General features: G+C 42.0%; 11 protein-coding genes. 6 read left to right on the plus strand and 5 right to left on the minus strand.

Translation table 11 applies throughout. From position 1 onward, the window contains the following. Positions 1-6: 6 nt before the first annotated feature. Together AC13CS_RS07045 and AC13CS_RS07050 are read left to right on the plus strand one after the other, a co-directional pair. The gene (locus tag AC13CS_RS07045) at positions 7-291 is read left to right on the plus strand and encodes a GNAT family N-acetyltransferase (protein WP_293163389.1); all 285 of its coding nucleotides are present in this window, start codon (positions 7-9) and stop codon (positions 289-291) included. 9 nt (positions 292-300) lie between these two features. Beyond that, on the plus strand, positions 301-714 hold the full coding sequence (locus AC13CS_RS07050) for a thiol-disulfide oxidoreductase DCC family protein (protein WP_293163392.1): 414 nt from the start codon (positions 301-303) through the stop codon (positions 712-714). Here the strand turns inward: AC13CS_RS07050 and AC13CS_RS07055 are convergent. Then, positions 711-2,048, minus strand: a complete 1,338-nt coding sequence (locus AC13CS_RS07055; RefSeq protein ID WP_293163395.1) for a dicarboxylate/amino acid:cation symporter — start codon at positions 2,046-2,048, stop codon at positions 711-713. The two genes, AC13CS_RS07050 and AC13CS_RS07055, sit on opposite strands and share 4 nt — an antisense overlap. A gap of 57 nt (positions 2,049-2,105) precedes the next feature. Then, positions 2,106-3,170, minus strand: coding sequence for a chorismate synthase (gene aroC / locus AC13CS_RS07060; RefSeq protein ID WP_293163398.1), 1,065 nt, complete (start codon positions 3,168-3,170; stop codon positions 2,106-2,108). A 193-nt stretch (positions 3,171-3,363) separates the two neighbouring features. Here aroC and AC13CS_RS07065 point away from each other — a divergent pair, with 193 nt between their 5' ends. Next, a complete protein-coding gene (locus AC13CS_RS07065; protein ID WP_293163401.1) occupies positions 3,364-4,281 on the plus strand; it encodes a UDP-2,3-diacylglucosamine diphosphatase in 918 nt (305 codons plus the stop codon). On the opposite strand, the gene AC13CS_RS07070 is transcribed toward AC13CS_RS07065, so the two are convergent. Then, complete coding sequence (locus AC13CS_RS07070; RefSeq protein ID WP_293163404.1) at positions 4,252-7,155, minus strand: FAD-binding and (Fe-S)-binding domain-containing protein; 2,904 nt, start codon at positions 7,153-7,155, stop codon at positions 4,252-4,254. The genes AC13CS_RS07065 and AC13CS_RS07070 overlap by 30 nt on opposite strands. Positions 7,156-7,256: 101 nt before the next feature. Between AC13CS_RS07070 and AC13CS_RS07075 the strand changes: the two genes are divergently transcribed. After that, entirely contained in the window at positions 7,257-7,757 is a 501-nt protein-coding gene (locus AC13CS_RS07075) for a hypothetical protein (RefSeq protein WP_163624684.1), read from the plus strand. Between the two features lie 99 nt (positions 7,758-7,856). Further along, on the plus strand, positions 7,857-8,978 hold the full coding sequence (locus AC13CS_RS07080) for a DUF4369 domain-containing protein (RefSeq protein WP_293163407.1): 1,122 nt from the start codon (positions 7,857-7,859) through the stop codon (positions 8,976-8,978). Positions 8,979-9,594: 616 nt separating this feature from the next. Here AC13CS_RS07080 and AC13CS_RS07085 read toward each other — a convergent pair. After that, positions 9,595-10,509 (minus strand): patatin-like phospholipase family protein, encoded by a 915-nt coding sequence (locus AC13CS_RS07085; protein ID WP_482888699.1) that lies wholly within the window; start codon positions 10,507-10,509, stop codon positions 9,595-9,597. Beyond that, a complete protein-coding gene (locus tag AC13CS_RS07090; RefSeq protein WP_293163413.1) occupies positions 10,506-12,593 on the minus strand; it encodes a M1 family metallopeptidase in 2,088 nt (695 codons plus the stop codon). Before AC13CS_RS07090 ends, AC13CS_RS07085 begins: the two co-directional genes overlap by 4 nt. Positions 12,594-12,639: 46 nt before the next feature. On the opposite strand from AC13CS_RS07090, the gene AC13CS_RS07095 reads away from it, so the two are divergent. Further along, positions 12,640-15,180, plus strand: coding sequence for a DUF559 domain-containing protein (locus AC13CS_RS07095; protein ID WP_293163417.1), 2,541 nt, complete (start codon positions 12,640-12,642; stop codon positions 15,178-15,180). The last annotated feature ends 65 nt before the right edge of the window (positions 15,181-15,245 follow it).

The raw sequence follows: 15,245 nt of genomic DNA on the forward strand, positions 1-15,245 counted from the left end.
CGTGTTTTGGTTAAAATAGAAAGAGAAGAAGATCAAAGAAAAGGTAGGTTTGTAATTTATGATGATGGTGAATTTGCAGGTGAGATGACCTACACTTGGGCCGGAACAACAAAATTTATCATAGACCATACGGGAATAGAAGAAGCGTTTGGGGGAAAAGGATATGGAAAAATGCTGGTAATGGAAGCTGTAGCGTTTGCTAGGGATAAAGGCGTGAAAATTTTACCGCTCTGCCCCTTTGCAAAAGCAGAATTTGATAAAAACAGTAGCATTGCGGATGTCAGGTTTTAGCCAAGTGTTATGAACAAGCTGGAAAACAAAAAAATAATCCTGTTCGATGGTGTGTGCAACCTTTGCAACAGCTCGGTTCAGTTTGTGATCAAACGGGACAAAAAAGATGTATTCCGCTATGCGGCCCTACAAAGTGATGTGGGGCAGCAATTGGTGAACCAACGCCTTATTGACACCAGTCAGGAAGATTCCATTATCCTTATAGAACCTGGCGTGGCTTACTATACTAAATCCGATGCTGCATTGGAAATTGCCCAAGACCTTGGTGGATTATGGAAATTGACCGCCGTTTTTACATGGGTCCCTACTTCCATTCGAAATGGAATCTATGATTTTATTGCCAAAAACCGCTATAAATGGTTTGGAAAACAGGATGCCTGCATGATTCCTACCCCTGAGTTAAAAGCAAAGTTTTTGGATTAACTATCTTTTCCTTTTACCTCATCCAAATGATCGTCCCATTCCTCTACATGCGGTTCACCAAGTTTGCCAACAGATTTGGCGACCAACATGGAAACTGTGGCATCACCGGTAACGTTTACTACGGTTCGGCACATATCCAATGGTCTATCAACGGCAAAAATCAAGGCCAGACCTATGGCCAATTTGTCGGCAGGAAAACCAATGGACTCCAATACAATTACCAACATTACCATTCCCGCACCTGGAACGGCCGCAGAACCAATAGAAGCCAACAAAGCTGTTAATACAATGGTTAACTGATTGCCAAAGGTTAAATCAAAACCAAGCGCTTGTGAAATAAATACGGCTGCAACACCTTGGTACAAACTAGTACCGTCCATGTTGATGGTGGCACCTACGGGCAACACAAAACTGGACACCTCTTTGTGCACCCCAATGTGTTCCTCTACCCTTTCCATTGTAACAGGTAAGGTAGCCGCACTGGAACTGGTGGAAAAAGCCAACAGTTGTGCAGGACTTATTTCTTTTAAAAACCAAAACGGGTTCTTTTTAGTGACAAGTGCAACCACGGTGGAGTAAAAAACAATCATAAGTGCAAGACCCAACAGAACAACTCCGGCATATTTAAGTAGCGCCAATAATAAATCAGGGTCACTGGAAGACACCACTACTCCTGCCAACAAAGCAAATACGGCATACGGAGCGGTCAACATGATCAAATCGACCATTTTGAGCACCACATCATTGAGAGAATCAAAGAAATTTTTTAGTGGTTTTGCTTTTTCCTCTCCAATCAACAGCATAGAGATACCAAGAAAAATAGTAAAAAAGATCACCTGAAGCATCAAAGCATTATCCGTCATGGCCGCCAAAGCATTGTCGGGCACCATATCTTCCAAGAATTGTAAGGGACCACTATCCTTTTGTCGAGAAGCCTCTTCCAGCTTGGAGGTAACCCCTGCATCGTTTCCATAAGTATCGGTGAGTTTGGTCACCGTTTCTTCCGAAATTCCACTGCCCGGGTTCATTACATTTACCAACAAAAGTCCGATCGTAATGGCGACAACCGTGGTAACTATATATATTCCAATTGTACGGAGGCCAATATTTCGAAACTTTGAAATGTCCTTAAGGTCCGAAATACCTTTGACCAAGGATGCCAAAATAAGCGGTATGGCAATTAACTTGAGAAGTTTTACAAAAATGGTCCCTAAAGGCTGAATCCAATCATTTACAAATTCCTTGCCCCAGCTAATTTGGGTCATTGCAAATCCAAAAAGAATACCAAGTAGCATCCCGATTAGGATTTGCCAGTGCAATTCCAATTTCTTCATAAAGTAAGATTATGGACGGAAAGATACTTTTTTGATTGGAAACGTCCTAACGCAGACCTAGATTTTGTTGGTACGGGCCAAAAGCGAGTAATCTGCCAAAACCAATGCGGCCATAGCTTCTACAATGGGAACCGCCCTTGGAAGAACACAGGGGTCGTGCCTGCCCTTGCCTTGAGTGGTCACTTTTTCACCCTCTTTGTTAATGGTTTCATAGGATTGTAGCACCGTAGCAACGGGTTTAAATGCCACGCTGAAGTAAATATCCATTCCGTTGCTTATTCCACCTTGAACCCCGCCACTACGATTGGTTTTTGTAGTGCCATCGGTATTGAAAGCATCGTTATGCTCGCTCCCCTTCATGGCAACACCGGCAAAACCGCTCCCGTATTCAAAACCTTTTACGGCATTGATGGACAACATGGCCTCTCCCAATCGGGCATGTAGTTTATCAAAAACAGGTTCTCCAAGACCAATGGGTACATTTTGTATGACACAGGTGATAACACCACCAATGGTATCTCCTTCTTTTTTAATGGATTTGATATACTCCTCCATTTTTTGCGCCATTTCGATATCGGGACAACGAACGGCATTGGATTCAATCTTGGAAAAATCCAATTCTTGATAAGATTTGTCCAATTTCATCTCGCCAACTTGGGAAACAAAGGCGTTTATTTTGACATCGTTCAAAAATTGCTTTGCAATGCTCCCTGCCACTACCCTGCTGGCCGTTTCGCGGGCAGAGCTTCTTCCGCCGCCACGGTAATCACGGAAACCGTACTTCTTGTCATACACATAATCGGCGTGAGATGGCCGGTACGAATCCTTGATGTGGGAGTAATCCTTGGATTTTTGGTTGGTATTGTGAATGGCAAAACCAATGGGTGTTCCCGTGGTCTTTCCCTCAAAAACTCCGGAATAAATTTCAACGGTATCCGGTTCTTTCCGTTGCGTTACAATGGCAGATTGCCCCGGTTTTCTTCGGTTGAGCTCCAACTGAATCTGTTCCAAGTCCAATGTTATCCCTGCAGGACAACCATCTATGATGCCCCCCAATGCTTTTCCATGGGATTCACCAAAGGTGGTGAGCCTAAAAAGTTGTCCAAACGAATTTCCTGCCATTCGGTATAAAAATTATGTTGCCTCAAAGGTAGATGTTACAAATCTAATTCAAAAACAAGGTTTTGGCTTAATGTTATTGTAACATAATTCATCTTGGGGTGATATTTTTTTAACAATATCCTCATGAATTAATGATTTCAATTTTATTTCTATTTTATTTCTACCATTTTATTTTGCAGTAAACTCTATACCGTTGAAAAAAAGGAAGATAGAATTGGCAGTTATCTCAGATGTTCATTTGGGAACTTATGGCTGTCATGCAGATGAACTCATCACATATCTTAATAGCATCCAACCCAAAAAGCTGATTTTAAATGGGGATATTATTGATATTTGGCAGTTTAGCAAAAGGTATTTCCCCCCTTCCCACCTAAAGGTCCTCAGAAAGGTCATAGGTATGGCCTCCAAGGGTACCGAAGTTTACTATATCACTGGAAATCACGATGAAATGCTCCGAAAGTTTAGCAATACTTCAATGGGGAACTTTAAGATCATGAACAAATTGGTACTCAACCTCGATGGTAAAAAAGCATGGATTTTTCATGGTGATGTGTTCGATGTTTCCATACAAAATGCCAAATGGTTGGCCAAGTTGGGCGGCTATGGTTACGATCTTCTTATTTTGATCAATAGTTTCCTGAACTGGTGCTTGGCCAAAATGGGCCGTGAAAAGTATTCGCTCTCCAAAAAAATCAAAAATAGCGTGAAGGGTGCTGTTAAATACATCAACAATTTTGAAAAGACCGCTGCGGAACTTGCCATAGAAAACGACTACGATTATGTGGTCTGCGGACATATCCATCAACCCAAAAAAGAAGTGTACGAAACCAAATATGGCAGTTGCACCTATTTAAATTCGGGAGATTGGGTAGAAAACCTGACCGCTTTGGAATATTCGTTCAAGCGTTGGAAAATATACCATTACAATCACGATAGACTATCCCCGTTCTTTGTGGATGAAGATTTAAAGGAAATGGACATGAACGACCTTATTGCTTCCATTACCGACAAAGAGGTGGACATTGAAGACATTACAGAGCAACACCTTAACGAAAGCGAAGAAAGTATAAACCGTGATTTCTTAGATGACCAAAGCCTTTCTCAAGATTGAGACCGGGTGTTGTGCCTCCCTTTTCGTCCCATCCTTGATTTGATGCCTACAACTTGTTCCGTTCGCCGCGATCAAGGTATCTTCCGAGCTTTTTCTCACAGCTGGGAACAGCTTGAGCTCCCCTACCTGCATACTGGTTTCGTAATGTTCCTTTTCGTAGCCAAAAGAGCCTGCCATTCCACAACAACCGGACGGTATAATGGTTACTTTGTAGTTTTTCGGTAGATTCAACACATCAAAAGTCACCTTTTGGTTGCTCAATGCCTTTTGATGACAATGCCCATGAATTTTAACGGTCCGTTCCGCTTCGGTGAAACTATCCGAAGAAATATGTCCTGCAGCAATCTCCGCGGCCAGAAACTCTTCAATCAAAAAAGAGTTGGAAGCCAATTTTTGCAATTGCTCCTTATCATCGTACAATCTTTGGTATTCATCCCTAAAAGATAAAATGGCCGAAGGCTCCAAACCAACAATGAGTGTCCCATCATCCAAGATGCCTTTTAACCTTTTCATGTTTTGGGCCACCAATTTTTTGGCTTGCTTTAAGAACCCTTTGGAAAGATAGGTCCGTCCACTTTCACCATAAAACAATTCCACATCATAACCCAATCTGCACAATAGCTCAATGGCATCCTTCCCGACCTGAATATCCAAATACCTTGCAAACTCATCAATATAGAGAACAACGGGTCGTTTGGAAATATCCGTACGCTTTACACGGTACTTTTTAAGATGATCTTTAAAATTGAAGCGTCCCACCTTCGGTAAATTCCGCTCCGGGGCAACGCCGACCGCTTTTTTTAATATGCCACCTATCGTTTTGGACTCGTACATCCAATTGGTGATGCCAGGAAATTTACTTCCCAATGCATTCAATCGGGTGTTGTGGGCAAATAGTTTGCTACGCAACGAATATCCGTTCGCTTCTTGATAGTTGTATAAAAACTCCGCTTTCAACACAGCAACATCCACATTACTTGGACATTCGCTAGCGCAGGCCTTGCAGCTCAAACATAGGTCAAAAACACTTTTAAGTTCTTCATGGTCGAACCGATTGTTTTTTTCTGAATTGGTCAAAAACTCCCTAAGCGCATTGGCCCTGCCACGCGTAGTATCTTTTTCATCTTTGGTGGCTTGGTAGCTTGGGCACATACCCCCGTTCATGTGGTGACTTTTTCTACAATCCCCGCTTCCGTTACATTTTTCCGCAGCTTTTAAAATGCCCTCACTATCGGAAAAATCCATCAAGGTTTCAACACCTGGTTCATTACGGTCAACTTCGTATCGAAGGGATTCATCCATAGGGTAGGCATCCACAATTTTACCAGGGTTGAGCACCAAATTTGGGTCGAAAAGTGCTTTTACTCTTTTTAAAAGTTCATAATTGGTTTCGCCTATCATGAGCGGGATAAACTCGGCACGAACAATGCCATCGCCATGCTCTCCACTAAAACTTCCTTGATACTTTTTTGTGAGTTTGGCCACATCGGTAGTGATGCTCCGGAACAAAACCACATCTTCGGACTTTTTTAGGTTGAGAATGGGTCTCAAATGCAATTCGCCAGCACCTGCGTGGGCATAATACACCGCATCTTGATTGTACCCTTTCATGATTTGGGAAAACTCCCCGATAAAATCTTTTAAATCCTCCAAAGCCACGGCCGTATCTTCAATACAGGCTACCGCTTTTCTGTCCCCCACCATATTGCCCAATAGACCTAGCCCTGCCTTTCGCAGCTCAATGGCTTTATTGATGTCGTCACCGTACAAAATGGGGTTGGCATAGCTCAAACCTGATTTTTCAATGGTTTTTAGCAACTCATCTAGCTGTTGGTCCAATTCTTCCTTGGAATCGGCCTTTACCTCCAACATCAAAATCCCAGCGGGATCCCCTTCCACAAAAAAACGGTTGGCCAATTGCGCCCTATTGTTTTTTGTACAGTCAAGAATCACTTTGTCCATCATCTCGCATAAATGCAGACTATGCTGCATCACAGGTGCCACATCGCTCAAACAATCCTCCAAAGTTTTGTAATGCGTGGCCACCATCGCCGCATATGGTGGTGGTAAATCATCCAACTGAAGCGTAACTTCGGTGGTAAAGGCAAGGGTGCCTTCACTCCCTGATAGCAGTCTGCACAAATTGAAATTGACATCTTCTTCTTCAAAAATATTGTTCTTGAGCAGTTCATCAACCGCATATCCAGTATTTCTTCTGTGGATGCTGGGTTTAGGGAACTCGGATTTGATATTGTTCCGTATTTCTGGATTGGAAAGCTCCTCAAAGAGTTTGCTGTAGATTTTTGCTTCCAGCGAGTCACCATCTTTCTTTTCTTCGAATTCTTTTATGGAAATACTGGAGAAAAAAGCATCACTTCCGTCGGACAATACACATTGCATGGCCAAAACCTTGTCGCGTGTAACGCCGTATTGAATGGAAGTGGTGCCCGATGAATTGTTCCCGACCATCCCTCCTATCATACAACGGTTAGAGGTGGAAGTGTTCGGCCCAAAGAAAAGACCAAATGGTTTTAAATATTGATTGAGCTCGTCACGAACCACACCAGGTTGTACGGTAACTTGCTTTTTAACTTTGTCCAAACTGATGATTTTGGTAAAATGGCGACTTACATCGACCACAATACCATCTCCCACGCACTGACCCGCCAAAGAGGTGCCCGCAGTACGGGGAATAAGTCCAACTTTATTTTTATTGGCAAATGCGAGCAAGGTTTTTAAATCTTCTGCGTCTTTGGGATAGGCTACCGCGGTAGGCAGCTTCCGATATACCGAGGCATCCGTCGCATAGATGGCCTTGCTCAATTCATCGAACAACAACTCGCCTTTCATTGCTTCAGAAAGGTCTTTTAACATTTTTTTATCCAATTTGGAATACTTTATGGGAACTAAAACGGTTTTTCAAACGTAAATCTAACACAAAACTATCTCTAATTTTTAACTTAAAAGAGAAACACATGAAGATTACCACATTATTTGCAGCACTTATGTTATTTGCAACAGCCAGCTTAAGTGCACAAAGTATATCCGAACACGCCCTAGGATTAAGGTTGGGCGACAGCGATGGCTTTGGGGCCGAAATTTCCTATCAAAAATCCATTGGACAAAATAACCGTGCCGAATTTGACCTTGGCTGGCGGGACAGTAGGCATTTTGATGCCTTTAAACTAACCGGGGTATACCAGTGGGTTCACCAATTGGATGGCAATTTTAACTGGTACTATGGTGTTGGCGGGGGATTGGGTAGCGTCGATTTTGATCATCCAGATCCTGATTTTGACGATGATTACGATGGCCTTTTTGTATTCGCCGCCGGGGATATTGGTATAGAATATGATTTTGATATTCCCTTGCTACTGTCCTTGGACTTTAGACCTGAAATAGGTTTGGTAGGTTACGACGGTTTTGACAACGATTTTGATTTTGACATAGCACTTGGTATCCGATACCAATTCTAATAGCATATACATTTAAGAAGAACCCTTGGCTTTACCAAAATGCCAAGGGTTTTTTTATGCCATAAGTATTGAATACCTTAGCAATCTAAACATTTTGAAATGAAAAGACTATTTGCAATATCCTTGGGAGTGCTGTTTTTAGCATCTTGTAATTCCGACCCAAAAGGATACACTTTAAAAGGCACCATAACCGGCGAACCTGAAAATGGCACCCAAATATTTTTAAAAACCACAGATTCCGTCAACCAATTGGTGGATGTTGATACCGCAGCGGTTGAAAATGGCTTGTTCAGCTTTAGCGGAAATCAGGTAGAGCCTAAAATGTACTATATTTTTGTAGATAAAGTTCGTGGGAATATGCCTGTGATCGTAGAAAACGGCACGATAGAGGTTGAGTTCCAAAAAGATAGTATAGCTCAGGCCAAACTTAAGGGGACAGAACAAAACGAGATATTTATGGGCTTTTTGGAAGAATCCCGTAAACTATCCGAACGTGCAAGATCTATGCAAGATGACATGCGTTTGGCTGCTCAGGAGAGAGATACTGCCACCGTTACAGCATTGCGCGAAGAGTTTATGGAGTTCCAAGAAGATGCGAAAAGTTTTAATATAAACTTTGCCAAGCAAAACCCAAATGCATATGTTTCTGTATTGATTATTGGAAACCTTTTGGCCACAAAAGCTGCTCCTGCTGATGAAATCAAGGCAATGTTCGAAGGGCTATCACCAGAAATGAAGGCTACAGAACCTGCTAAAAAGATTGCGGAACAGCTCGAAAATTTAAAATCCACCGAAGTCGGGGCCGTAGCACCGGACTTTTCTGCCCCTACCCCAACTGGCGATGTACTTGCACTCAGCGATGTTACCAGCAATGCTAAACTCACTTTGGTCGATTTTTGGGCAGCATGGTGCAGACCATGTCGTGCGGAAAACCCCAATATTGTATCGGTTTATAAAAAATATCACGAAAAAGGTTTTGACGTCCTTGGTGTTTCATTGGACAACAAGGAAGAGCATTGGAAAAAAGCCATTGAATCCGATGGTTTGGTGTGGAACCACATCTCAAACTTGCAACGTTTTCAAGATCCAATTGCCCGTTTGTACAACATCAATGCGATACCGGCCGCTTTTTTATTGGATGAAAACGGTGTTATCGTAGCAAGGGACTTAAGAGGCCCGGCCTTGGAAGAAAAAGTAGCTGAAATCCTCGGTAAAAGCTAATCAACTACATTATTGATAATCAAAGAAGGTCTTGATGCATTCAGGGCCTTTTTTTGTTGGAGTCGGTTTTACAGTTCGCAGTAATCAGTGTCAGTTGGCAGTCCGCAGTAACTCAATAACCCAACAACTTGACCCAGAGGTCGGAAGCCCGATGTCCGAAGCTGGGAGTTTTGGAACTTGATATTTGAATTTGCAGTAGGCAGTACGCAGTAACTCAACAACCCAATAACTTAGTAACTCTGAACTCTTAACTCTGAACTTGCGTTTGAACTTGAACTTGATGCTTAAACTTAAACTTCAACTTAATTCGAGCAATTGGTGAAATTCGTATCTGACGTGGGCAGGGATTATTGGAGATTGATGCTCTAGGCAGTCCGCAATAACTCAATAAACCAATAACTTGACCCAGAGGTCGGAAGCCCGATGTCCGAAGCTGGGAGTTTTGGAACTTGATATTTGAATTTGCAGTAGGCAGTCCGCAGTAACTGAACAACCCAATAACTTAGTCAGAAATCCATTTTTTCTTGATAAAACCAGGCTGAATAGCCCCGTATGCCGAAAAAGGGAAGGGATAACCCATCAACAGAGCAATACTACAACCGAGTAACCGAACAGCCTATTCTTGCTTTTCAGGTTCAATTGGGCTCGTTTGCTCGTTCTTGTTCTTCGCATACAAATAACCACGTTTCCACCATAAGGTCATTCGCTCCTTATTAAAGATCAATGAGTTTGTGGTAAGGACCGTTGGCGTGTAGTAAAAATTAATGATCGCCCCCTTCCGATTGGCCACTAATTTGCCAATTCTGATATTTTGGTTTTCGATACGGTCCAGCATAAAGCCAAAAATGGTAGTAATCAAATCAAACGGGTTTTTAGAGGACATCCGGTTTAAATGGTTCACCTCGGTATGGAGCACCACCACATCCACCTCTGTTGCCCCACGGTTCAATGCTTCTTCAATGGGAACTAAAGTTCCCAAGCCCCCATCGGCATACTCACAACCATTTTTCTTGACCAAACTCATAAATGGTGTGTAGTTGGACGAAATCCATATCCAATCACAGAACTCATCATACGTGCAATCGTTTATGGACTTATACTCTACTTGGTTCAACGAAAGATTGGAAACCGTTACGACCACATCCATCTTACTTTGCTTCAATTCGTCGAATTCATCCACTGTAATGGATTTGCGAATCAGTTTTCTGAGATTCTCACTTTCTCCGAAGGTTTTTTTACCCTTGATAAAGTTTTTGATCACATTCCAATGGTTTATGGCAATGATTTCGACCCCATACTTTTTTTTAATGATGAATGGACAATTACTGAAAATACTGTCTTGATTAACGTTTGAATAGATATTCTTGATTTTGTCCAACTTGTTTAGGGCCAAGTGGGAAATCAATAGGCTCCCTGTGGATGTCCCGACAAATAAATTGTAATCGTGTTTGGCTTCTTGAATTAAAAATTGGGCAACACCGCCTGCAAAGGCTCCCTTGCTACCTCCTCCCAAAATGACCAATGCCCTCATTCCCCTAAAGTTTTCTCCAAATATTGTTTTTCTTGTTGACTTAACAAAGGGTAAAGACTCTTAATGCGAGCTGTATTACCTTCAGATTGCAAAAAGTCGTTCAGTATCTCCCTTGCCGATTTTTTAAAGTGCCACACATGATGATTGCAGGACTCCACCAAGTTTTTGAGCGTAGTATCTGTAAAGCCACCTATATTGTTCAAGTATTGGAATGCAAGTAGGCGTGTCTCAAAATGATGTTCAGAACCCGTATAACCACTTAATTCATCAAAATACAATGGTTTTGCTCCTGGATTGTATTCGGGTGATACCAAAGCTAGAGTTAACCATAACAATCGAATGTTTTTGTTGGGAAACCCTGTAATCCCATCCGTTTCATTGAGATATTTGCTTCTGTTTTGGGGAAAATCGGTCCACAATCGGTACAAAGCAGCCTCTAAGGTCGTGTAGCTCTCATCCTTTAAAAGTCCTTCGATATACGTTTGAAGTTCACCCGAAATTTTATTCTGCGAAAGGATAATAGCCTGCCGTACTTTTAAACCTTCAGATTTGATGATGTCTCCCAAAAAGTCTACGGACAGCTTATCTCCATAATCCAAAACCAAGTTTTCCTTTAATTGGTTGGATTTTATCTTGGCCCAAGCCCGTTTTAAAATCTTTTCAATATTCTCGGGCTTTTCTGTCATCCTATTTTTAAGCTCAAAATATGTTTTGATGGACGAGTTCTTTTCTTTCAAGAACGAAAGCACATGCTCATAAGGAAAATCAGGATTCTCCAACCACAACTTCTCAAAATCATCAAGGTTGGTATTGGAAACCATTTCCAGTTCCTCTATCAAATTGGGAATCGTCACATTTTTGAAAGCATATTTGTTGAGATAGTTCTGTATACCTTTTTTAAAAGCCTCCTCACCCACTTTATTTTGGAGCATCACCAAGGCCCAAGCGCCTTTTTCATAAAAAGTAAGGCTACCTGCGTTCGGATTGCGAAGCGCCTCGCCACCGTCATCTCCAGAAAAACGTTGTAAGGCATTGGCCGTTTCCAACAATTGCCAATAGTAATAGTCCTCCCCAAAAATATCCTTTTCCGCCAAATACGCATAAAAAGTGGCAAAACCTTCGTGCAGCCAATGGTGTTCACTGCTGGTTTCGGTCACTAGATTCCCAAACCATTGATGCGCAAGCTCGTGTGCATTCACATTGACGTAGTTTTTATCCACAAAAGCCGTCGAATCAATCACATACTGGTTGGAAAAAATGGTACAAGTGGTGTTTTCCATACCCGCGTACAGAAAATCCTGCACGGGAACCTGTTTGTAGTTCTGCCAAGGATAAGCCACGCCTATTTCGTTCTCCAAAAAATCGAAAATTTGCTTTGTGTATCTGTAGGTTGGCTCCACTTTTAGGCTATCCTTGGGCTCGTAATACAGTTCAATGGGTACTCCAGAGGTAGAACGAATAGTCTCCTTTTCAAAATTGCCTATAACAAAGCCTAATAAATAACTACTCATAGGTTTTCTCATATCAAATATCCATGTGAAATTATCATTCCAATTTTCCCCGCCATTTATTAATTTCCCATTTGCTATTACCGCTAAATCTTTTCTAGTTGTAATTCTCAAATCAAATTCCACCTTTTCGGTCATATCATCAAAACTGGGCAACCAATAACTAGTGTATTTCCCCTGTCCTTGTGTCCAAACCTGTTCATTATACCTGACATTATCCTTCCACCCTAAAAAATATACCGTTTGTTTTGGTTTGGCCACATAATCTAACTTCAGCCTGTGGTTGTCGCCCTTTTTCAGCTTTTTTTTGATGGTTAGTTTTTTACCATTGTAATCGTAGTCTATTTTTGCTTCATCCAAAGAAACTGATGAAAATTCAAGATCTACCGCATCAAGGTAAATGGAACCCACATCTTCAATTACATCAAATTGATAGGTCACGCTACCGTTTATGCGGTTTTCGGAAGGTGTGGGCTCTATCAAAACTTCAGCACGGACAAAGTCCACCTTATCCTGAATTTGGGCGGACAACAACTGCACAAATAAGAAAAAAACAAGAATGGGGCTCAGCTTCATACCATCATCTTATCAAAAGTCCTTCCAAATTACATATTTTAGTTCGATGAATCCCAATTTTCTGCAAACTCCCATAGCATATCTCAAAGGAGTTGGCCCAAACAGGGCCGATGTCCTAAAGGCCGAATTGGGCATTGAGACCTTTAAAGACCTGCTGCACCTCTTCCCTAATCGCTATTTGGACCGGACGAGTTACTATAAAATCAATCAGCTGCAACCCAGTGGCGCCGATGTACAGGTAGTTGGGAAGATTGTTCATATAAAAACGGTGGAGCAAAAACGGGGCAAGCGTTTAGTGGCCACTTTTGTGGATGAAACGGGACAAATGGACCTCGTTTGGTTCCGAGGTCACAAATGGATCAAGGAAAATTTAAAACTCAACGAACCCTACGTGGTTTTTGGCAAGGTGAACAAATACGGAAGTACATTTTCCATGCCCCACCCTGATATGGAACCCTTGCAAAAACATCAACAAGGGTTAAAAATGGCCATGCAACCCATTTATCCTTCCACAGAGAAACTGAGCAATAAGGGCATCACCAATCGGGTCATCAGCAAAATGATGCAACAATTATTTTTGGAGTGCAAGGGCAAGTTTCCAGAATCGTTATCACCCAGTATTTTGGAAGAACTAAAATTGATATCCAAAAGTTCCGCTCTTTTCAACATTCATTTTCCGAAGAATCAAGAATTGTTGGCAAAAGCGCAGTTTCGGTTAAAATTTGAGGAGCTGTTTTTTGTGCAGTTGCGATTGATATCCCAAAATTTACAACGGAAACAAAAAATAAAAGGAATGCCCTTTGAGGCCGTGGGCGAAAAGTTTACCGAATTTTTTGAAAACCACTTACCCTTTGAACTGACCAAAGCACAAAAACGGGTAATTAAAGAAATTCGGAACGATTTGGGAAGCAATGCCCAGATGAACCGACTTTTACAGGGCGATGTGGGGTCCGGAAAGACCATTGTGGCATTAATGTGCATGCTTTTGGCCATTGACAACGGTTTCCAAGCCTGTTTGATGGCTCCAACGGAAATTTTGGCCACCCAACATTACAATGGGCTCAAGGAACTTTTGGAAAACATGGACGTTAAGATTGCCCTATTGACGGGTTCCACGAAAAAGTCCGAACGCACTTTGCTGCACAATCAGTTGGAAAACGGCAATTTGAACATTCTGGTGGGCACACATGCCGTTTTAGAGGACAAAGTACAATTCAAAAACCTTGGTTTGGCCATTGTGGACGAGCAGCACCGATTTGGTGTGGCACAACGATCAAAGCTTTGGCAAAAAGGAAGCCCACCCCAACTCCCTCCCAAAGGGAGGGTGGAAGAAATTCGATACAAATACCAAACTGCCAAACCTTCAACTTATAAAATTTTAAAAGAGTTTCAGCAGCAAGGCAAAAAGAACAGTACGGAAGCTGAGCGTATTCTTTGGGAGCAATTAAGAACCAAACAACTTGGCATAAAATTTAGAAGACAGCACGTAATAGACGAGTTTATTGTTGATTTTGTCTGCTTATCCAAAAAACTGATTGTTGAAGTTGATGGCGGATACCACAATGACCCTTCACAAAAAGAAGTCGATGCAATGCGTACGGCAATCTTGAATGAGTTTGGATATAAAGTGATTCGTTTTAAAAATGAAGAGGTTATTGGAGCGGTTGATTCCGTGGTAAAAAGAATTGAAAAAGTAGTTAATGGCATCCCCCCTCTGGGGGGAACGAGGGGGGCGCCCCCCCATATTCTGGTAATGACAGCAACTCCCATTCCCAGAACCTTGGCCATGAGCCTGTATGGCGATTTGGATGTTTCTGTGATTGATGAGTTGCCTCCTGGAAGAAAACCCATCAAAACAGTGCACCGATACGACAGCAACCGACTAAAGGTGTTTGGTTTCATCAAAGATGAAATTAAAAAGGGGAGACAAATCTATATTGTGTATCCGCTGATTCAAGAATCCGAAGCCTTGGATTACAAGGATTTGATGGATGGGTACGAGAGCATTGCCCGTGATTTTCCGCAACCCGAATACCAAATTTCCATTGTACACGGAAAAATGAAGCCGGCTGACAAAGATTATGAAATGGAGCGTTTTGTTAAGGGCGAAACCCAAATTATGATTGCCACTACGGTAATAGAGGTGGGCGTGAACGTTCCCAACGCCTCCGTAATGATCATTGAAAGCGCCGAACGCTTCGGACTGTCGCAATTGCATCAGCTTCGAGGTCGCGTAGGCCGGGGTGCTGAACAAAGTTTTTGTATTTTGATGACAGGCCACAAACTTTCCGAAGATGCCAAAACCCGTTTACAAACCATGGTAGGCACCAATGATGGTTTTGAAATCGCGGAGGTTGACCTTAAGCTTCGCGGTCCTGGGGATTTGATGGGCACCCAACAAAGTGGCTTGCTGACTTTAAAGATTGCAGACATTGTGAAGGACAATCAAATCCTAAAAACAGCCCGCTACCATGCCATTCAGTTGTTGAAACAAGACCCACGGTTGGAAAAAGCAGAAAATGCGCCCATTCTAAATGCCTATTCCAAAATGATGGCCAACAAAACCATTTGGAATTATATTAGTTGATTCCGATTAGGTTTGTAATTGGTATATGGTACAATTCTTCACACTTCATTGTTATAAATTGAAAA

Source organism: Flagellimonas sp. B-3, assembly GCF_056857835.1.

What these genes read in the sequence shown, in the direction of transcription:
- AC13CS_RS07050 (WP_293163392.1), top strand. Translation starts at nt 301, where the DNA reads ATGAACAAGCTGGAAAACAAAAAAATAATCCTGTTCGATGGTGTGTGC.
- AC13CS_RS07055 (WP_293163395.1), bottom strand. Translation starts at nt 2,048, where the DNA reads ATGAAGAAATTGGAATTGCACTGGCAAATCCTAATCGGGATGCTACTT.
- aroC (WP_293163398.1), bottom strand. Translation starts at nt 3,170, where the DNA reads ATGGCAGGAAATTCGTTTGGACAACTTTTTAGGCTCACCACCTTTGGT.
- AC13CS_RS07070 (WP_293163404.1), bottom strand. Translation starts at nt 7,155, where the DNA reads ATGTTAAAAGACCTTTCTGAAGCAATGAAAGGCGAGTTGTTGTTCGAT.
- AC13CS_RS07075 (WP_163624684.1), top strand. Translation starts at nt 7,257, where the DNA reads ATGAAGATTACCACATTATTTGCAGCACTTATGTTATTTGCAACAGCC.
- AC13CS_RS07080 (WP_293163407.1), top strand. Translation starts at nt 7,857, where the DNA reads ATGAAAAGACTATTTGCAATATCCTTGGGAGTGCTGTTTTTAGCATCT.
- AC13CS_RS07085 (WP_482888699.1), bottom strand. Translation starts at nt 10,509, where the DNA reads ATGAGGGCATTGGTCATTTTGGGAGGAGGTAGCAAGGGAGCCTTTGCA.
- AC13CS_RS07090 (WP_293163413.1), bottom strand. Translation starts at nt 12,593, where the DNA reads ATGAAGCTGAGCCCCATTCTTGTTTTTTTCTTATTTGTGCAGTTGTTG.
- AC13CS_RS07095 (WP_293163417.1), top strand. Translation starts at nt 12,640, where the DNA reads ATGAATCCCAATTTTCTGCAAACTCCCATAGCATATCTCAAAGGAGTT.